This window comes from Bradyrhizobium sp. LTSP885 (assembly GCF_000938305.1).
Classification (GTDB): domain Bacteria; phylum Pseudomonadota; class Alphaproteobacteria; order Rhizobiales; family Xanthobacteraceae; genus Bradyrhizobium.
The window spans coordinates 13,617-33,078 of sequence record NZ_JYMT01000006.1 but is presented as its reverse complement, the minus strand read 5'-3'; the positions used below and the strand labels follow the sequence as shown (position 1 = coordinate 33,078).

Genomic DNA, 19,462 nt, shown 5'->3' with positions numbered 1-19,462 from the left:
TTTTACACGATCTGTGCCGCACCGACCGGCGTGCGAACCGCGCCCGACAGCACCTGCAGCGCCTGGCTCAATTCGGCCCGGTTGCGCGCAGCGCCGAGCGACACGCGCAGGCCGCGCGGCGCTGGTGCTCCCACCGCGAAGGCATCTTCGCCGACGACAGCCAGGCCGTTGCGCATCAAATGCGACAGCAGGTCGGTGCCGTCGAAATGTTTCGGCAATGGCATCCAGAGATGATGGCTCGCCGGCCGTGCCGCATAGCTCACGCCCTTGAGGAAACGGGTCGCGAGTTGCTGCCGCGCCGCCGCCTCGTTGTGGATGGCGCGGATGATCTCGGAGGCCACCCCGGAGCGCAGCCATTGCGTGACCAGCGCGACCATCAGCGACGGTGGCATCTGCATGGTGGCCTGCAGGCCGGCGCGCATCCGCTGCTCGGCGGCCTGATCGGGCGCCAGCAGATAGGCGACCCGCAGCGCCGGCGCGATACATTTTGCGATACTTGCGGCGAAGTAGGTGCGTTCGGGGATCAGGGTCGCGATCGGCGCGATCTGTGGTTCGAGCGGGCCGTAGACGTCGTCCTCGATCAGCACGCAGTTCCGTTTGCGGATGATAGCGGCGATCGCCTTGCGACGGCCAGCGCTCATCGTCGCTGTCGTCGGGTTCTGCTGCGTCGGCACCAGATAGACCGCCTTCGGCTTGTGCTTGCGGCAGGCGTCGTCAAGCGCGTCGGCACGCGCGCCTTCCGCATCCATCGCGACGCCGACGAGACGAACATCAAGCCGCGCCGCGGCGGCTTTTATACCGGGAAAGGTCAGGGCTTCCGTCAACACGACGTCACCGGGCGATGTCAGCGCGAGCAGGGCGTTGAAGATGATCGCCTGCGATCCCGGATAGATCACGATGCGGTCGGCCGATGCCTGCGGCACGCGCGGTTGCAGCCAGCCTGCAGCGACCTCGCGCTCATTGGCGCTGCCGCCAGGACGCGCGTAACCGAGATAGGCGGAAAAGCCGGCTTCTGAACGCAGCGTCGCCAATCCCTGCGCGATGCGGAGATCGAGATTGGCCTCGACCGGCTGCGGCGGCAGGTTCATCGACAAATCGATATTGACGGGGGCAGGTAAATCCGAGACGGCGCGCGCGGTGGTCTCCGAGACGAAGGTGCCCTGGCCGACGCGCGCATCCAGCAATCCGCGCCGGCGCGCTTCGCCATAGGCGCGCGTCACCGTGGTGAGATCGATGTCGAGCGCCGAGGCCAGTGCGCGGTGGGTCGGCAACCGCTGGCCGCGGAGCAGCCGGCCGCCAGCGATATCGGCCGCGAGCGCATCGACGATGCGCAGGAACATCGGGCCGTGCCATTCGGAAACTGTAGGGATCCAATCCATGCAATCCGGCACATTGTCTTTGATTGTAGGTCTCAGAATTCATATTGTATGGATCATCAGATCAGGTCAAGGACGACGGCCAAGGATTACGACAATGAGCGAGACGGTTTCACTGCCAAAGGCGATGTTGCGCGGCTTCTCGATGAAGTGCCCGAACTGCGGGCGCGGCCATCTGTTTGGCCGCTTCCTGAAAGTGGCCGACCATTGCGAGGTCTGCGCAGAGGATTTCACCCCGCAGCGCGCCGACGATTTTCCGGCCTATCTCGTCATCGTCGTGGTCGGCCACATCGTGGTGCCGGCGCTGCTCTGGATGGAGATGGCCTACGCACCGCCGGCCTGGCTGCAACTGGCGATCTGGCTGCCCTTCACGCTGTTCAGCGCGCTCGGGCTGCTGCAGCCGACTAAAGGCGCGATCGTCGGTCTGCAATGGCAGTTGGGGATGGAGGGATTTGCGGCGTCGCGCCGGCGTATGGCGCCGGTGCGGGCACGCAACGCGACGCACAACGACCTGTCGGTCAGGCTTTAATGATAAAGCCGCGGGAGATGTAGTTCCGCACAAAATAGATCATTCCCAATCCTGGCAGAAGCGAGATGACGGTCATGGCCATGACCAGGCCAATGTCTGTCCGGAAGCTGAACAACGCGTTGATCGCCATTGTGATTGGCTTGCCCGCCGTCACCGTGAGGATGCGTGCGAAAACGACTTCGACCCAGGAGAAGATAAAGCAAAAGAAAGCTGAGACGCCGATGCCCGGAGCGATGGCCGGGATGAGATGACGAAAGAAGAACGACAGCCATGAGTGACCGTCGAGGTACGCCATCTCGTCAAATTCGGTTGGGACCGCCGCAATGAAGCTTTCGAGAATCCAGATCGCAATTGGGATGTTGAACAGGCAGTGGACTAGCGCAATCCCTATCGGGGAATTCACCAGATTGAACTGAGCAAAGAGAACGAAGATCGGTAACGAGAGCACCACCGGTGGCGTGATACGGAAAGTCAGCAGCATAAAGAAAAAATGCCGGTCACCGACGAACGCATAACGCGCAAAGGCATACGCTGCAGGCAATGCAACGGTCAGGCAGAGCGCGACGTTCATCATGACATAGAGAAACGAATTGAGAATCGAGGATGTCAGGGCGGGCGATCGAATAACGTTCAGATAATTGACGAGGCTGAAGCGGCCTTCAGGAATGCCATCCCGCGGCAAGGTCGAGGTAAAGCTGACGATCAGCGTCTGCGCAAAGGGAAGCAGGATAAAGGCCGCGAGGGCAAGAAACGCGAGCAATATCAGAAGCGACCTTGCCGTGTTTCGGCGGGACATGTCTTGACTGCCCATCATGCGCGATTCACGGTTTGAAGTTTTTTGCGGCCGTCCATCGTTGTCTTGAAGGACCACGCGACAATCAGGATCATCAGGAAGTAGATCATCGACCGTGCTGCCGCCATGCCGTAATTAAAACCCTGGATGTCTTCTCCGAGGTCAAGGCTGAGAAAAGTGGTCGCCCCGTTTGGCCCGCCGGCGTTGATGCGGAATGCCTCCGTGTAGATCATGAAGCTGTCGACGAAGCGCAAAAGCAGCGCCATGGATAGCACGCCGCCGATCTTCGGTAGCTCGATATGCCGGAATATCTGGAATCGCGAGGCGCCATCGATCGCAGCGGCCTGGTAGAAGGCAGGCTGGATGCCCGACAAGCCTGAATAGGCAAGGACCACCACCAGCCCCAACCAGTGCCAGGTATCCATGATAACGAGCACCAACCATGTATGGATGGCGTTGAACTTGTAGTCGAAGGCAATACCGAGCCAGGCGAAGGTGCGCCCCGCCAATCCTGCGGGACTGATCAGGTTCAGCCACATGATCGGGATCATGTTCGACGGGACGACCAGTGGGGCCGCCAACAACATCAGGGCAACGCTCTGACGCCAGCCGCCGCGAGGCAGTATCAGCGCGATGCCGACGCCAAGCGGAATCTGGACGCAAAGAACAATCGCGGAAAAAACAACGCTTCGAGCGAGGGCGTCATAGAATCGTTCGGTCGACAGGATGTCGCGATACCATTGAACGCCGACCCAGTTTAACTGCTGCAGGGAGAATATATCAAAGAAGGAGTAGTTGAAGACTGTGACGAGCGGAACAATGCCGACGAACAACAGGACCGCAACCGCAGGAAGCATGAAAAGCCATGCTCGATTATCAAAAGGTTTCATCTACTCCGCCGATGAGCGTCGGGCGTTGACACAAAGGATGTGCCACAGCATCGGGGATGCGCGCTCCACGAGGGCCGATATGCAATCATTTGGGTGGATGCAACAGTTGGTGAGGAGGCTCTCGAACATGCCGCAAAGTCAGTACGGAGACCGGGCCCGTTGCCCGATCTTAGGGATACTCAGACCGGGTGATGATGCGGCCGGAACATGCGGCCTTTTTCCGTCACCAGCACCACTGCGAGTGCGGCGAGCGTGCAGAGGAAGAAGCCGGTCGCGAATGGCAGCAGCGTGCCGTCGTAATCCTGGCCGATCGTGGTGCCGATCCCGATCCCCAGCAGGGTGGTGATCGTGCCGTAGAGCGAGGAGGCGGTACCGGCGATCTTGCCCTGCGGCTCCATCGCAAGCGCGGTGAAGTTCGCCATCATCAGCCCGAACGCGAACATCATCAGCGCCGCCAGCGCCATGAACAGCGGCAGCGACAGCGTCTCAGTCTTGACAGCGACGAGCAGCACCGCAGCGACGACGACAAAGCCCGATATCGCGGCGTGTGAGATCACGCGCATGCCGATGCGGCCGACAATGCGCGAGTTGAGGAAGCCCGCCACCGCGACGCCGACCGCGATCGCGGCAAACGCGAGCGGAAAATAGTGCCCGAGCTTGAAGACCTCGGTGAAGATCTGCTGTGAGGAGAACACGAAGGCAAACAGCGCGCCCTGCACGCCGCCGGCGGCGAGCGCGTAGCCGAGCGTCTGGCGGGTGGTGACGGTCTGGCGGAACGCGGCGAGCACGTCCGGGATCGCCAGCGACTTGCGGTTCTCCGGCGCCAGCGTCTCCGGCATGCGCAGCGCGCTCCAGGCCAGCGCAATCACGCCATAGATCATCAGGATGACGAAAATGCCGCGCCAATGCGTCAGCAGCATCACCGCCTGGCCGAAGGACGGCGCGATCACGGGGACGGCGATGAACACCATCATCGCCAGCGACATCACGCTCGCCATCCGCCGTCCGGCGTAGCAGTCGCGCACGATCGAGGTCGCGATCACGCGGGTGGCCGCGGTGCCGAGGCCCTGCAGCGCGCGCGCCAACAGCAGCGTCTCGAGCGAGGGCGCCATGATCGCGAGCAGGCCGGCGATGGTGTAGACGGTCATGCCGCCGAGCAGCACGGGACGGCGGCCGAAGCGGTCCGACAGCGGGCCCATGACGAACTGGCCGACGCCGAAGCCGACCAGGAAGATCGACAGCACCAGCTGCGGACGGTTGGCGTCGACGATGCCGAAGGCGGAGCGGATGTTCGGCAGCGCCGGCAGCATCATGTCCATCGCCAGCGGGTTCAGCGCCATGATGGAAGCAATAATGATGACGAATTCAGGAAAGCCCATCGGGCGGTGGCCTGAGGAGACCCAGGCATCGGCATTGATGTCAGACACTTATCGACCTCTTGGGGAGCCTGAATCATAGCGATCTTGCTGCGCTGCACAATCCGCGTTTTGGGATGGGTGCCCGGCGGTCACAGGTGAGGTAGCCCAGTCAGGACCGGTTGAAGGACGTTTTTCGCCCCAAATACGGTTGCATGAGCAACCATTTTGCTCGTGCCGTGCGAGAAGTTCTGCTATCTCAGCCACCAGAACCTCGCAGGGCCTGCGCGTCGCGGCGGATGTCGATCCTGCGAGAGTAAAAACGGGTACGGGGGAGGCCACATGTCCATCGAACTGTCCGCGCGCTCGCGCGGCGCTGAACTGTCGGATGAGGAACGCAAGGTCCTCACCGCGACGCTCGTCGGCACCACGATCGAATGGTACGACTTCTTCGTCTACGCGCAGGCGGCAGGCCTGGTGTTCGGCGCACTGTTCTTCGCGCCGATGAACCAGAACAATCCGCTGCTGGCGCAGATCGTGTCGTTTGCGACGCTCGGCCTGTCGTTCCTGTTCCGCCCGCTCGGCGCCATCGTCTGCGGTCATCTCGGCGATCGCTTCGGGCGCAAGAACATGCTCGTCGTCACGCTGCTGTTGATGGGGGCTGCGACCGCGCTGGTCGGCATGCTGCCGACCTACGCGCAGATCGGCGCCTGGGCGCCGGCGCTCCTGATCCTGCTGCGCATCCTGCAGGGCTTCTCGGCCGGCGGCGAGTGGGGCGGCGCGGCGCTGATGGCTGTGGAATCGGCACCGCGCGACCGGCGCAGTTTCTTCGGCTCGTTCCCGCAGATCGGCACGCCGCTCGGCATGATCCTGGCGACCGGCGTGTTGTGGCTGCTTACGGCGAGCCTTGGCAAGCAGGCGATGATCGAGTGGGGCTGGCGCATCCCGTTCCTGCTGTCGATCCTGCTGATCGTGGTCGGCATCGTGATCCGCCGGACCGTCGAGGAATCGCCGGTGTTCCAGGCGATGCAGCTCCGGCGCAAGGAATCGGCGGCGCCGATCAAGGAGCTGTTCCGCAACCACAGCAAGGAGATCCTGCGCACCGCATTGATCTTCATGGCCAACAACGCGGCCGGCTACATCCTGATCGCCTTCATCATCAGCTACGGCGCCAACACGCTGAAGATGCCGTCGGAGCAGCTGCTGCTCGGCGGCACGCTGGCGGCCGTGAGTTGGTTCATCTTCACGCTGCTCGGCGGCATCCTCGGCGACAAGATCGGGCGCGTCAGGTGCTTCCAGATCGGCTACGGGCTGATGGTGCTGTGGGCGGTGCCGATGTGGTTCCTGATCGACACCAAGAGCCTGCCACTGTTCTTCCTCGGCGCCGTCGGCCTCACGGTTGCGCTCGGCCTGTCCTACGGTCCGCAGGCGGCGCTCTATGCCGAGTTGTTTCCGGCCAAGGTGCGCTATTCCGGCGTCTCGATCGGCTACGCGCTCGGCGCCATCCTCGGCGGCGCCTTCGCGCCGATGATCGCGCAATGGATCATCGGGACCTACGGCGAATCCTGGCGGGTCGGCGTCTACATCGCGGTGCTCGCGGTGATCTCGCTGGTGACGGTGTCCACGATCAAGGATCCGCAGGGCGTCGATCTGAACGTCAACGACGCGGGCGGGTAACCAGTAAGGCGGATTAGCCCGACGGGTCCGCGCGAAGCGCGGCCCGACGACAGGCTCCGGCGCAATCCGCCATCTGCGGTGGATTACGTCGAAGCCGCCCGGGATTTCCGGCTTTGACCCAAGTGGTCGACCCGCCCTCACGCATCGCCATTCCAAAGCAGGGTTTTCCGGCGCGAATCAGCTGTACGACTGCGAGCGCATGGTGTTCAATCCTTGGAGCTGCCTGCCTGAGTACAGGCAGCTCGGCAGCGTCAACCGGAGGCTTGCGGTCTATCCAGCCTCGCGGCAGCTACGGCGGAAACGGGACATGGTGGCGTCATGAACAGCCTGCCGAATCCGGATCAGGCGGACACACTTCAGTGGACGCGGTCGCCGACCAACGGCGGGGGCGAGGCCCCGCATGCCGAACGCCGCCAGCTTACCGTGGCATTTGTCGACATCGTCGGCTCGACCCCCCTGAGTGAGCGCATCGATCCCGAAGAATTCTTTGCGATTATCAAAACCTACCGCGATATCTGCGACGAGGAGATTCGCCGCTACGGCGGTCATATCGCCAGACTGATCGGCGACGGATTGTTGGCATATTTTGGCGTGCCGCAGGCCCATGAAGATGATCCCGAACGCGCGGTGCGCGCTTCGCTGGCGGTCGCCGCGGCGATCAAGGAACATCAGTTTCCGTTGTCCGATGGCGGCTTCGTCCGCCTTGGTGTGCGGATCGGGGTCAACACGGGGTTGGTGGTCGTCGGCAGCGTGCCCGGCGAGCCCCCCGAGCGGCGGGAAGTGTTCGGCAGCTCCGCGCATGTCGCTGCCCGCCTGCAAGGGCTCGCCAGTGAGAATGGTGTCGTGGTCGGTGCGAGCACTTACGAGCTGACCCGCCGAACGTTCAGCTACGCGCCGCTTGGCAGACGATCGCTCAAGGGGGTGGAGGAGCCGGTCGACGCCTGGAGTGCGGAAGCTCTCGCGTCCAGCGAGAGCAGGTTCGACAGGGCGCAGAGGTTGCCTCTTGCTCCGATGATTAACCGAGCCAGCGAAAGCGCACTGCTCGACGAGATGTGGCGGCAGGCGGTAGCGGGCTCAGGACAGGTCGGCGTCATTTCCGGCGAACCTGGCATAGGCAAGTCACGCCTGATCCGCCAGTTCCGCAGCTCCCTTGATGCGGCTCGGCGCAGCGTTGTGTCGCTGCAATGCTCGCCGTTCCACGTCAACACGCCGCTTGCCCCGGAAATCGAGAGGCTCAGGCGCGTGACCCGCATCCAGGAGGCCGACGACGCAGAACTCGCATTGGCAAAATTGCGCTCGTTTTTGGCAAGAGAAGCCCCCAACGTCGCGGACGCACTCAGCTACTACGGAGCTGTCCTGTCGATACCCGCCTGCCCGGAATACGAACCCGTGGATCTCGGATCTCCCTTTGAGCGCGACCGGGCTTTCGAGGTGTTCATCGATGTTCTCATCGCGGCCTCGCGCAAGCGGCCCATATTGGTTGTCGCGGAGGACGTCCAGTGGATCGACCCGACCACCATCGAACTGGTGGTGCGCATCACAGCTCGCTGTTCCGGCGAGCGGGTTATGATCCTGATCACACATCGCGATGACTACCAGGCAGACTGGTTGTCGGGCTCGGCAGTTCGACGCATTGCTCTGCAAAAGCTGGCACCGCGCGAATGCGAGCAAATGGTGGCCGCCGTTGCAGGCAGCGATATCGTCCCACACCGGATCACCAGCCAGATCGTTGCAAGAACGGATGGCGTGCCACTTTTCATCGAGGAGTTTACGCGGGCCGTGATCGATGCCCGCGCGATCGAGCGCGCCACTGACGGTTTGACGGTGAGCAGGAAATTGCCCGAACCGTTGGTGCCGTCGAGCATTCAAGACTCACTGATGGAGCGCCTTGATCGCCTTGGTCCGGCCAAGCGTGTCGCCCAGATCGCCTCCGTCTTCGGGAGGCAATTCAGTTATGAAGGTATTTTCAACGTACTTCCAGGCAAAGACCAGACGCTGAAACACGCGTTGCGGGCACTGGAGAGCGCAGAGATTGTGTATCGCATCGAGGAGTCCCAAGGCGCCATCTTCGCATTCAAGCACGCGATGATACAGGAAGTCGCCTACTCCTCGCTCCTCAAGGAGGAGCGGCGCGAGCTCCATGCGCGCGTCGCATCATGGCTGCTTCAGGAGGCCGCGATCCGAGAGAGCAGTCAGCCCGCCGTGCTCGGCTATCACTATGCGAGCGCAGGCAACATTCCGGAAGCGATCGAGGCCTGGCTTCAGGCCGGCAAATCGGCCCTCCGCCGATCAGCCACCAAGGAGGCCGTGGCCCATCTGCGCGAAGGCCTCTCGCTGATTCCGAGGCTGCCCGCTTCACAACAGCGCTTCGAGGCTGAAATCGCGCTGCAGTCCAACCTGGCGATGGCCTATACCGCAAACGCAGGGTGGTCGGATCCGCACGTCTATGGATCCTACACGCGTGCACTCAAGCTTTGTGCGAGCCATGGCACCGTTCGCGAGAAGGCGACGGTGCTGTGGGGAAGTACCATAGCGAAGCTGGTAAACTGCGAGCTCACCAAGGGCCTCGAACATGCGGAGGATTTCGTCCGGAGGGCCGAGGAGTGGCACGACGACGAGGCTGCCCTCATGGCGTACACCGCGGCCCTGATCGCCAATTTCTTTCTCGGTCGTCTGGAGCAGGCGAGCGAACTCGCCGCTCTGATCAGCGCCCGCTACAATCCTCGTGATCACGGCAAGCTGGTCCAGATCTATCAGCATGATCCATTGATCGTGTCGCTCGTCTATTCCGGACACATCGAATGGCTGTTGGGTCGGCCCGGCCGGGCCAGAGAGTGCTGTGAGACGGCGCGGCAGCTCGCGAATGAGATCGGGCATCCCTTCATGCTGGCATTTGCTTCCATTCTTGGCGTGTCCGATCACTGGTATGAGGGCGATCTTGCGGCCAACCTTGCCAGCGTCGAACGCGGCCTGAAGGTCGCCGATGAGTATGGCTATCCGATGTACCGGGTCATTGGTCCCTTGTGGGCGACCTCTGCGCTAGCTGCACGAGGCTCTGCGCCGGAAGTGCTCGAGCAACTGTGCGGCCTGCTCGGAAAACTACCCGCCGAGAATCGGTGCATTCAGGTTCCGCTCTATCGAATTCTGCTCGCCACGGAATTCGGGCGGATCGGGCAGATAGAAAGGGCTCGAAGCTTCGCGGCTTCGGCTGAGTCCCTGGTGAAGCAAACTGGCGAGCGCTGGGCTGCTGCCGAGATCTATCGGATCCACGGCTCGCTGATGTGTCAGGAACCATTGCGAGACGACCGGGCTGCCATGCGCTTGTTCAAACGCTCGCTTGCCTCTGCCAGGAAGCTCGGGGCGGTCGGTTGGGAATTGCGCACGGCGATCAGCATCGCGCGCTTGGCCGGCGCCGGCGAGAGCGCATCCAAACGGGCCGAAGCACGAGACCTGCTGATATCGACCCGGGCGAAATTTGCATCTGCGGAAACGTCCCGCGATCTGCGTGAGGCTGACGACCTCGTGAGGTGCTGATCTAAAGCGCGATGAGGGTTGAATCATCATCGCGCTTTAGGGCCGCCGAATGGCCCTCGGCCTGTTTGGCTTGCTTACGTCGTTAGCGATCCCAAATAGCGGATCGCCCGGAGGCTCGGCAGGAACGCATAGGCGCCGCCCTGCGTCGAGACAAATCGCGGCAATCCGCGCAGTCGGATCGTGCTGCCGGACTTGAGCGGCAAGTCGAACCAGCTGCTGTCGGTACCGTTGGCACCCGTGAGCGCATCGTTGGATCCGGTGAGGCGCGGATCCTGCAGGCCAAGGTTCAGCCAATCGCAGGACATGGCCTCGAACTGGGCGCCAAGGTTTGCCCCTATGAAGTTGCCCAGCAGGCCGCGCTCCGGTTCGAGTTGGCGCGGCTGTGTCCGATCATAGGCTGGTCCGTAAGGTACGCCTCGCCGGACAAGGCGCCGGCTGTTGTTCGCCACCCGTTGCACGATCTTTCCACCGCGTGGGTTGCTCCGGCGGATATGGGCTCCAAAGGGGCAACGGGACTCGCCGACGTAGTCGAAATTCGCCGCCTTGACCAGTTCGGGATCAGGCACGTCCGCCGAGAGGGCCAGCGGCGTGCCATCGCGCCATCGGCCGCACAAATTGGCGGCGACGACCTCGCGCAAGGCACTACGAGGCGTCACGCCTTCGATCGAGAAGACTTTGCCGATTTTCGCTTCAGCTCCGGGCGGCAGCAATTCGCCGACGGCCTGCGGCTGCTTGAGCAATTCGTCGGCGGCCTGATCGAGATACGCCTCGAAGCCTGCGACGTCCTGCTTCAACACGCGAAAGGCGTTGAAGGTGCCGTTGTGTCCCAACTCTTCGGGTTCAGGAACCCGCCACCTCAAACCTTCCAGGTTGGTCCGATACCCCAGCAACACGGTGCCGAGCGGAGCCTTGGGTTGTCCGTCGGCATAGCGATCCGCGTCATGAACGCCCTCGAACCTTGGTTGCATGATGTTGTCGCGGTAGCCGAAGTGCACGCGGTCATCGGGGAAGCTGTAGCCCTCGCGGGTGCCGACCAGTGTGACGGCGCTCGTGTCGGCGAGGGCGCGCTTCTGGACGTCGTTCAGCTGCTCGGGCTGCTCGGCGTAGATCGTCGCGATGAGATGGATCCGCTTGGGCTCGTTGAAGGGAGCCGGCCAGGTTTCCGGCGCGCTCGGCCCGACATCCCCGAGCTTCAAGGCGCGGGCGGTCATGCCTTCGATGAATTCGTTCGGGAACATCTCGAGCGAAGCGCTCGGTGTGCCGAGGGTGCGCAATCCCTCGTAGGTCAGGCCGATGTTGAAACAGGTGTCCGGCTTGCTTGCCCCCCAGTCTCCGCTCGTGATCTGCGGAACACCGTCGCTGCGGCCGGATGTCGAGGCGGCGAGCCAGCGCCGGGCCGCCGCGGGATTGGCGACTTCCAGGATGAGGTAGCGCACGTGCGGCTTCTTGGTGTAGCCACGCAAGATATTGCCCTGCAGATCAGCTAACTTGACCATGGCGCTCACCAGCCTAACTCCAATCGTTCGCGGACCTGAGCCGCCGAAAATCCGGGATAGGCCCGGTAGCCGTTGCCGAGCGAGACGTTCGGATTGGCGCGGAGCTGGAGGACCAGTTTGCGCGGAAGCAGGGTCAGATCGTCATGATTACCAGACATAGCCGTGTCACCGTTCAAGGCTTCCTGGTCTCTCAGAAAATCGGTGGCGGTGTCGGGCACCTGGTACAAGTCGCGCTCGTGGATCCATTGGATGAACGCGTCGACATTCTTCTCGCAAGGGGTCACGTCCTCTCCGTCTTCGACGAGTGCCACGACGGCGTTGAACACGCTGCCGATCGTGGCGATGAAGTCACGAATGTAATTGGTGAAATCCCCGTCATAGACGGAGAACATGCAAATATTGTCGCCGACGATGACGAAGCGCGCGAAATGCACGGTGCCGACATTGTTCAATCCGGCATAGATCGCATCCTTGTTTTGCGCGATCGCCAGCGCGGCTTCCGCCCGTCCGATCGGCGACTTGACCTTGAGCGGCATGATTAGATTCATCATGCACTGGACATTGTCACCGTGCTCGAACGACGGATGCGGACCACCGGGCAGAGGCTTCACCGGCGTCTTGTGCGCCCAGTAGGGCACCAGGATCCATGACGCCGCCCGCTTGAAGAAGAGGGTCGTTGGCAGCCAGTCCACAAACCGATCGAGCAAGCCTCCTTCACTTGGCATTATCCGGCCTCCACTTGAAGGGACACCCGCCGCGCATTTCACGCGAGACCTCGTAGGCGCCCAAGCGGGCCTTGAGGATCGGATCCTCGGAGGGGTCGATGCCGGGCGCGAGACGGTTGGGATTGAAGCTGATGCGTTCGCCGGCCTCTTCCTGATTGTCGGCCACCTTGGTCAGCGTGAGGGTGCCCATCGCGATCCGGGTTCGTGTTCCCGGCCAGGGTTTTGTGCAATCGTCGAGCGCATCGCCCGCTTCGCCGATCATCATCATGAGCATGAATCGGGCCGGCCACCGCTGCAGGCGCTCTCGCAGTTCCTCGCGCAGATAGTCATCGCGCGGCGCCTTCTTGGGATCGGTGTTGCAAACGCCTGCGACCGGCTGCCAGGAAAAGCGAACGGGGCGGCGAACGCCATCGGGGGCCGTCACCCAGAAAGTGTGGGCGGCGTGATAGGCCGCGCGGACATAGCTCACCGGCGCGCCGATCAGGCCGACCTGAAATACGCCGAGCTGGGCGAACCGGTGCAGGTCGGCATAACGCAGCGCGCCCGCATCGACGCTCTCGGTTTCGCCCGGGTACGGATTGCGCGGAGGGAACTTGAGCTGCAAGAGGTCGCGAATCTTCTGCAACCAGCATTCTTTTTTATATGGCGCCAGCTTCGCGATCTTCGAGAATTCGAAGAAGTCATCGACATTGCGGACGAAGAATTCGCCGAGCGTCGTGCCGATCAGGTCGCTCGCCAGCCCGTTCGACAGATGAAAACGTGTCGCCATGCCCCGGACATCGGACCATCCATCGTGCCGGTCCGGTCCACCCAATCCGTTGGAGAACCTCACCGAAGCGTCGACAGGCGTGCCATTGAAGTGCTCTGCGATGCAATAGGTGCGCGCCACATCCGACGCCACGAATTTGCCTTCCACGCCGATGCCGAGCGTGTGAACCGGCCGCTGACCGGGGACGGGCTTCGGCAAATTGTCAATGATGGCCTGGACGAGCCGCTGTGATACCGATGCATCGACCATGCCCCGCTCCATTGGACGGACCGCTGAGGGTGTGCCGTTGGTGCGCTCAGTGCTTTAGCGTTGTCGATCGAATTCAGCCTGCGCCCCTGGCCTCAATGGTACATTCGATCGCCGGCCGGATGTGTGATGTGGTTCACAAAGTTTGCCGAATTGAGCGCCGCGCGATCCCTAACCGACCCCGAGCATCGCCTTCAATTTCGCCATCGCACTATCCGGCGTCGTCAGCACCGGCCTGCCGGCTGAACGTTCACGACGCGGGGGCGTTATCTGCTTAGCCGCAACGTCAGCGGCTCCTCGGAGGAGCTATCGGTTACGTCGATGTCGATCCTGCCGCGAGCTCCATCGGGTGAATGGCCTTCGACCGTAAACGATCCTGCCGGCAGCGACAGATAGAATGTTCCCTGGTCGTCGGCGCGAATGCCGATTTCCGGCACGGCCGCGGTGCCGTGCACGACGGCGATCAGCGCGCCCGCGACGGGGCGCCCGCCGGCGTCGACGACAATTCCCCGCTTGCGAAACTGGGTTGGCATGTTGAACGAGGCGCCCGGGAACGAGATGAATTCACGGAGGCTACGCGGCGTAGGGCGTCGGATGCGTTCCCTCCACAGCCTTTGCCAGCATAGCCTGCCACTTGCCGAATGCATCGACAAGCTCGACGAAATCGGACGATCGTGCGCTCCTGCGATCGACCAGCTTCGAATAGGCCGTAATCGCTTCGGGCAGGCTGCCGGCTTCGTCGGCCAGCGCGAGGATCTCGTGGCCGTCGGACAATTCCCTGCCGCGCCAGCGCGGCTTGCTGGATCCGAAATAGCTTTCCACCGACGACCACCAGGTGCTCTGGCTCGGCACCTTGCCGTCGAACGCGCGGGTCAGGGCGTGCCCGAGCGGTTCGAGCCAGTCGGGGTGCGTGAGGGCAAGTATCCGCAAGATGCCCACCGCGCCGCGCTGCGAGCCGGTTTCCACGATCGCGCGGGCGACCGTGGCAAACTGCCGGGTCAACGACGAGTCCGCGATGACGGATGTGATGGCGTAACTTGACGTCTGGTTCAGGAAATCATCCGCAAGCGCCCGAAGATCGTGCAGCGGAGCCGGGGCGCCTTTCAGGTCCCTGTCATCGAGCGTTGCCGCAAGGGCCTTCTGCAGGCCCTGCAACTCGAGACCGCAGACGGTGGAGAAATAGCTCTCGAAGTCCAACCGCCGCATGATGCCGCGTTCCGGCTGATCGTCGTGGAAAACTAGGACACGCAATGCGCCGCTGGTCGTTGCCGCCGCCGGCAGTCTGCGGTTCTGCGCGCTCATGACGGTAATCGTATCCATCAGCCTTCGACTGAGCTCACGGTGCCCGAAGTCGGGGAAGCTGACGGCGGAGTGGATGACGAAGGCGGACAGGTCCCAGAATGGTTCGTTCAGCTTCGAGGCGTGGCCGATGTCGAGGTCAGGCAGGGCGAAACCTGCCTTCAGGGTTTGCTCGGCCATCTGCGGATCGCGGGTCGCCAGGCGCAATGCAAATCGCAGCGGTGATCCGGCCTGTTCATCGATCGTGCGCGCGGTGTCAAAATTGCTGGCCCGTAGCGCCTCGATCGCTTGGGCAAGGACTCCACTCGATAGTTGCCAACCTGCCGTGTCGCGCAACGCTCGCCAGCGGCCGGATCGATAGAGGGTTTCCCATTGCAGGCCGAGCAGCTCGGGAGGATTCTTTTCCGACTGTTGCACCCCGTCGATCACGTCCTTCAAGCCGGCGATCAATCCGCGCTGCAGGAAGCGCTTGCCGAACGAGACCAGCACTCCGAGCTGGACGGAGGTTGGCAACGTCTGCAGCGCCTGCATGCCAACACTTCGGCCGAGCCGGGCCTTGAGATAGATTTGGGCAAGGCCCCTGAGGTCGACAACGGCGCCGGCGAGAAGCGGGCCGACCGCCGGCGTCCAGAGCCTATCTGCCTCCTCGATGTTGAGATCGCCGCCGAGCAGGAGATGATAGATCGTCTCTGCTCGCGCATCGTTGCTCGTCACCGCGCGCTCGCGGAAATAATCGGCCGCAATCCGATTGGCGTCCTCGAATTTCTGCCGATCCCGCCGGCGCATCAAATCCAGCATCGCCAGCCGGACTTCCGGCCGGTGCCGCACGACGCCATCGCCCGCGGCGTTGACCAGCCAGCGTTCGCGCGCGAGCAGGTCGAACAGCCTTTTCTCCGCGCCCTTCGGCAGGCTGTCGGGCTTGTCGATGAGGCCGCTGGCCGGCGCCATGACGTGGCGAATGATTTCGGGTGTGATGGCGCGGACTACGAGCCCGGGAACAACGAGGCCCTCGATCTCCTTGCTGCCGAGATGCTTGATCATCCGGTTGACCAGAATCCCTGTCACCCTGAGACTGTCGAGCAGTCCGTCCTGCGAGCCGTCCTCGCTCGGGCCGTCCTTCAAGTCCTGGATTATCTCATCGAGCAGGTTGGCTCGCTCCGAAGGCTCTCGTTCCTTGAGCCAGTTCATCACGATCGTCACGTCGAGCGGGCTGCCCCGCAGCGGCTTTGCCAGCGCGCTGATCTGCGGTTTTGTGAGTCCGATCCGGTCGGTCTCGTTGCGGCGGGCGATCAGCCGCGCCGTGGCGGCAAGCGGCAGCGGCCCGAGCGTGATCGGCTGCTGGCTGGTTGCGAGTTCCGGCGCACCGGCCCGGCCTGCGACCACGATCCGCAGGTTGGTCCAAGGCGCCGCATGCTGCTCCTGGTTCTCCGGCTTCGGCGCCCGCAGCGTCGCGATCAGGTTCGTCACGCCCGCCACCGCGGCATCGTCATATTGAACGATCTCGAAGGTGTCGAACACGAGCAAGACCGGTGCCCGATCCTGGTTGACCGATTCCACGATGGTCTTGAGGGAGAAGCAGCACGCGTTCAGGCGTGAACGCGTGCGATCCTCGCGCGATCGCTCTCCCGGGTTGGCGGCAAGGATATCGATCGAGTTGCGCAGTTCCTGCCGAAGGTTGGAAAGTTGCGGTTCGATTTGCGGAAACCAGGTACCGAACTGCACGGCAATATCGATCAGCAGCTGCATCGGTTCGCGCGGTGCGAGAGCCGCGCGATCGAAGTCGAGATAGGCGAATGGAAAGTCGAGGCCCGGGAACAGTGCGTGATCGAGAATGAATTTGGCGACAAGGCTCGATTTGCCGATGCCGCCGATGCCTTCGACAATGAGGGGCTCGTTCGAAGTGTCGCTTGAGGACACCTTCTGCCACAGCGAATGGAACGTCCGCGTCACATAATCCTTGAGTTGCTCGGGTGGGACGATCCCGACATAGGCGCGCAGATCCTCGGTCTGCTTGTCGCGCCCGAGGATCCGGTCATTGTGGCCGTCGGCGCCGTCTTCCAGGCTGCGTCCGACCAATAGCCGGAACGGGTCGAGCAATTCGCGCTTGGCGATCTCGCGGCGGATGTCGCCGCTCGGCGGCATCGGCGCGAGTTGCGTTCCCGCAAGCCAATCCGACACGGTCGCGAGCGTCTGCAGTTCGGGAGTGCTCAGCGTGCCCTGTTCCGGTACCGTTCCCTTGAGGACCTGCCGCAGCATGCTGCCCTCGGGGTCGGCAGGATCCGGCGCCATGTCGGTGGCGGTCTGTAGCGCATTCGATTGCGCCTGTGTCAGCACGCGTTGGCGGACGGCGGATTTGAGTTGCCACATTTGGCGGCCCTGCGACGGGACGACCTCGCTTTGCGCAAGCAGCTCCTTCAAATCGGGCCCGGATGAGCCGCCCTCGTCCGCAGCGAAGCCGAGATCGGAGGGCAGGAAGGTGCCGCGCACCGCGGCGTCGAGCAGCTTGCCAGAGTCGTTGGACGTGACGGTCGCCTGAATCGATTCGGCGACGTCGCGCGTACGTTTCAACCGGCGTTCGAATGCGTCCGTGTCGATGCCGGCGTTGCGGAGCCCTGCGACGACGTCCTCCATCGGAGGTTCTTCCGGAAGAAATGCCATGCCTAGCTCTCGCGCAAGATTTCGATTGCATCGACCGCGCCACTCGCCATGGCCTTCAGTCTCAGCAGGGGATCGCGAAGGTCGCCCCAGCCTTTCTTTTCTGCGAACTTGAACATCTTCTGCGCTTTGACTTCCATCTCAGCGCACCGCACGTCATCTGCCCCGGAGCTGACGAACGCCGAGCCGACACATGTCGTCCAGGCGTCAATGCCAATGGTCTGTTGGGAAATCGTGTCCAGCTCGTATTCGATCGACTTGTCGCGAACGAAATCGGGGACATGCCCGACCAAGAGCCAGCGCAGGGCGCGCAAGCCCGGCCCCATGACGCCTTGGGTATCGGTCACGCCGATCATTCCCGCTATCAGTTCGGTGAGACCCGCCTTTGGCGGGAATTTGTGAATGTCATCGATCGCAATCCAGATCAATTCATGCAGGACGACCAGTGGTCCCAGCGCCGGTCCGGCCTGATCGGTGCTTGGCTCGCTCACTGCCAGGCCGGCCTTGCTTGCGCGTTCTGTCAGGAGATCGCCAAACCATTTGGGCAACTGATTGGCGTACCAGCGATTTCGTTGGCGCTCGTCGGTGGGCTTGTCGGGTATGCCGTCCATGGTGGTCAGTCCGACGCGTCGACCGAGCTCGCGGAGGAATTCTTCGGGCTCCATGTTGCAGATCTTCTCGGCGTCGAATTCGACGACAGTCGCGGGCCGCCGACGCGCGATAGCGCGCAGGATCCGGGTTGAGAAGCTCTTGCCGTTCTTGCCGATGGCTGCGCCGGCGCTGTCCTCACCGACCACGACCACGCGCTTGGCGGCACGTGGATTGAACAGGGTGAAAACAGCCTCCTTGAAGTCGGTTCGGCCCAGAATCGGTTCAGGGGCGTGTGGATCGTCGGTGAGCGACCAAAGGCCGCCGTCGGTCTTGAACGGTAGCTGCGATTCCGCGAGCAATGCAGGCCGCGACGCGCCGATCGCCGCGACCACCGGAGCGATGAAGATCCCCTGATTGCTCCTGATGTTCTGGCCGTTGGCAGGAAAGCCGGCATTGTGAAAGGCAACGACGTCCGGGTTGGCATCGAAGCAGGGCGACCCCGATGAACCCGCCGCCGCGTTGGTCGAATAGAATAGCCGCGTGATCCCGGCATCGTGTGAGACGAAATCGCCTTTGTCGAACATTTGGGCGCCGCCGCCCGGGTGCTGCAAGATCGCAAGCGCGCTTCGCGGGACCGGTGGGCGTGCCGTACCGTTGAGCTTCTGCCAGCCGCGCAGCCGGCCACCGCCGGAGCCTGCCGAAGCCGATCCCACGCGCTTGGCCAGCCGGATGACGGCGCAGTCAAGGCAATCGCTCACCGGAGGTGGCCCAAATATTTGTTGGACGCCGTCGTTCGGATGCTGCGGGCTGGACCATTCGAGCCAGTTCGGTGCCGCCCACACGACCTCGACGCCAAGCGGCGGCGCATGGATATCGAGCGGGCCCGCCGCGGACCAATAGTCGAACACGAAAGCCAGTCGGGCGGCGGAGCCGGCCAAGATTTGATCGTGCGTCACAACCCCGCCCCCAGGGCCAATGGCAGCAACCTCATTGACCAACCCATGGCTCGCCGGGACATGTCGCGCGGTCATCACGAGATCGGCAGCGATCAGAAAGCCGGTGCCGACGATCTCGGCCTGACCGGTAGCTCGGTCGTCGATCCAAATCGCGCACACGCGATAGCGCGCGGCATCCATGCCATCGAAGAACGACTTCGAGCTGAGGAAGGGTTGCACGCGGTTCGTGAGGCTCTGTAGGTTGCCTGGATCGGCTATCCCATCATGATCTACTTGGATCTGCCCCGCGAGAATGCCTTTCAGGACGTGATCGCCGCCGCCGCGATTGAAGAGTTCGACGCGAAAGCGATTCATCCGGCCTGCGTGGCTCTCCAGGTCGGCCACCAGGGCTTCCATCAGCTTCGGCATGTCGTTCAGATCGTTCGGCGCCAGCAGCGGAATATAGTTCTTGCGGGTATTGGCTGGCGTGTCCGCCGGCAGGATCGCGTCCACCGCGCTTGCAATCATCGACCACGACGCGTATCGGGCCAATACTTTGGGGAAAACCTGCTTTGAAAAACCGTCTGCCATG

General features: G+C 62.8%; 13 protein-coding genes. 3 read left to right on the top strand and 10 right to left on the bottom strand.

The features are described 5' to 3' along the window. Nucleotides 1-2: 2 nt before the first annotated feature. Entirely contained in the window at nucleotides 3-1,379 is a 1,377-nt protein-coding gene (locus UP09_RS04915; RefSeq protein ID WP_044536937.1) for an aminotransferase-like domain-containing protein, read from the bottom strand. Between the two features lie 94 nt (nucleotides 1,380-1,473). Between UP09_RS04915 and UP09_RS04910 the strand changes: the two genes are divergently transcribed. Beyond that, nucleotides 1,474-1,905 carry a DUF983 domain-containing protein gene (locus tag UP09_RS04910; protein WP_044536936.1) on the top strand — a complete coding sequence of 144 codons (432 nt, stop codon included), beginning with the start codon at nucleotides 1,474-1,476 and terminating at the stop codon, nucleotides 1,903-1,905. On the opposite strand, the gene UP09_RS04905 is transcribed toward UP09_RS04910, so the two are convergent. The 3 genes from UP09_RS04905 to UP09_RS04895 form a co-directional block, all read right to left on the bottom strand. Then, nucleotides 1,895-2,701: a carbohydrate ABC transporter permease gene (locus tag UP09_RS04905; protein ID WP_044537093.1), complete on the bottom strand. Its 807-nt coding sequence runs from the start codon at nucleotides 2,699-2,701 to the stop codon at nucleotides 1,895-1,897. The genes UP09_RS04910 and UP09_RS04905 overlap by 11 nt on opposite strands. A gap of 14 nt (nucleotides 2,702-2,715) precedes the next feature. Continuing rightward, on the bottom strand, nucleotides 2,716-3,588 hold the full coding sequence (locus UP09_RS04900; RefSeq protein WP_044536935.1) for a carbohydrate ABC transporter permease: 873 nt from the start codon (nucleotides 3,586-3,588) through the stop codon (nucleotides 2,716-2,718). A 179-nt stretch (nucleotides 3,589-3,767) separates the two neighbouring features. Then, on the bottom strand, nucleotides 3,768-4,967 hold the full coding sequence (locus tag UP09_RS04895) for a multidrug effflux MFS transporter (protein WP_502689030.1): 1,200 nt from the start codon (nucleotides 4,965-4,967) through the stop codon (nucleotides 3,768-3,770). 318 nt (nucleotides 4,968-5,285) lie between these two features. Here UP09_RS04895 and UP09_RS04890 point away from each other — a divergent pair, with 318 nt between their 5' ends. Then, a complete protein-coding gene (locus UP09_RS04890) occupies nucleotides 5,286-6,620 on the top strand; it encodes an MFS transporter (RefSeq protein WP_044536932.1) in 1,335 nt (444 codons plus the stop codon). Between the two features lie 318 nt (nucleotides 6,621-6,938). After that, nucleotides 6,939-10,154 carry an AAA family ATPase gene (locus UP09_RS04885; RefSeq protein WP_044536931.1) on the top strand — a complete coding sequence of 1,072 codons (3,216 nt, stop codon included), beginning with the start codon at nucleotides 6,939-6,941 and terminating at the stop codon, nucleotides 10,152-10,154. Between the two features lie 74 nt (nucleotides 10,155-10,228). Here the strand turns inward: UP09_RS04885 and UP09_RS04880 are convergent, their stop codons facing one another. From UP09_RS04880 to UP09_RS04855, 6 genes are all read right to left on the bottom strand, one after another. Then, the gene (locus tag UP09_RS04880) at nucleotides 10,229-11,659 is read right to left on the bottom strand and encodes a Dyp-type peroxidase (protein WP_156164457.1); all 1,431 of its coding nucleotides are present in this window, start codon (nucleotides 11,657-11,659) and stop codon (nucleotides 10,229-10,231) included. Beyond that, on the bottom strand, nucleotides 11,656-12,417 hold the full coding sequence (locus UP09_RS04875) for a hypothetical protein (protein ID WP_156164456.1): 762 nt from the start codon (nucleotides 12,415-12,417) through the stop codon (nucleotides 11,656-11,658). Before UP09_RS04875 ends, UP09_RS04880 begins: the two co-directional genes overlap by 4 nt. After that, on the bottom strand, nucleotides 12,365-13,393 hold the full coding sequence (locus tag UP09_RS04870) for a catalase (RefSeq protein WP_197082604.1): 1,029 nt from the start codon (nucleotides 13,391-13,393) through the stop codon (nucleotides 12,365-12,367). Before UP09_RS04870 ends, UP09_RS04875 begins: the two co-directional genes overlap by 53 nt. 263 nt (nucleotides 13,394-13,656) lie before the next feature. Beyond that, nucleotides 13,657-13,923, bottom strand: a complete 267-nt coding sequence (locus UP09_RS04865) for a carboxypeptidase-like regulatory domain-containing protein (RefSeq protein WP_044536927.1) — start codon at nucleotides 13,921-13,923, stop codon at nucleotides 13,657-13,659. 40 nt (nucleotides 13,924-13,963) lie between these two features. Then, complete coding sequence (locus tag UP09_RS04860) at nucleotides 13,964-17,347, bottom strand: hypothetical protein (RefSeq protein WP_044536926.1); 3,384 nt, start codon at nucleotides 17,345-17,347, stop codon at nucleotides 13,964-13,966. 2 nt (nucleotides 17,348-17,349) lie between these two features. Further along, nucleotides 17,350-19,461, bottom strand: coding sequence for a trypsin-like serine peptidase (locus UP09_RS04855; protein WP_082069970.1), 2,112 nt, complete (start codon nucleotides 19,459-19,461; stop codon nucleotides 17,350-17,352). Nucleotide 19,462: the final 1 nt, after the last annotated feature.

Excerpts from the sequence above, each read along its gene's own strand:
- UP09_RS04900 (WP_044536935.1), bottom strand. The coding sequence starts at position 3,588 with ATGAAACCTTTTGATAATCGAGCATGGCTTTTCATGCTTCCTGCGGTT.
- UP09_RS04885 (WP_044536931.1), top strand. The coding sequence starts at position 6,939 with ATGAACAGCCTGCCGAATCCGGATCAGGCGGACACACTTCAGTGGACG.
- UP09_RS04905 (WP_044537093.1), bottom strand. The coding sequence starts at position 2,701 with ATGTCCCGCCGAAACACGGCAAGGTCGCTTCTGATATTGCTCGCGTTT.
- UP09_RS04915 (WP_044536937.1), bottom strand. The coding sequence starts at position 1,379 with ATGGATTGGATCCCTACAGTTTCCGAATGGCACGGCCCGATGTTCCTG.
- UP09_RS04855 (WP_082069970.1), bottom strand. The coding sequence starts at position 19,461 with ATGGCAGACGGTTTTTCAAAGCAGGTTTTCCCCAAAGTATTGGCCCGA.
- UP09_RS04860 (WP_044536926.1), bottom strand. The coding sequence starts at position 17,347 with ATGGCATTTCTTCCGGAAGAACCTCCGATGGAGGACGTCGTCGCAGGG.
- UP09_RS04895 (WP_502689030.1), bottom strand. The coding sequence starts at position 4,967 with ATGGGCTTTCCTGAATTCGTCATCATTATTGCTTCCATCATGGCGCTG.
- UP09_RS04890 (WP_044536932.1), top strand. The coding sequence starts at position 5,286 with ATGTCCATCGAACTGTCCGCGCGCTCGCGCGGCGCTGAACTGTCGGAT.
- UP09_RS04870 (WP_197082604.1), bottom strand. The coding sequence starts at position 13,393 with ATGGTCGATGCATCGGTATCACAGCGGCTCGTCCAGGCCATCATTGAC.
- UP09_RS04910 (WP_044536936.1), top strand. The coding sequence starts at position 1,474 with ATGAGCGAGACGGTTTCACTGCCAAAGGCGATGTTGCGCGGCTTCTCG.
- UP09_RS04865 (WP_044536927.1), bottom strand. The coding sequence starts at position 13,923 with ATGCCAACCCAGTTTCGCAAGCGGGGAATTGTCGTCGACGCCGGCGGG.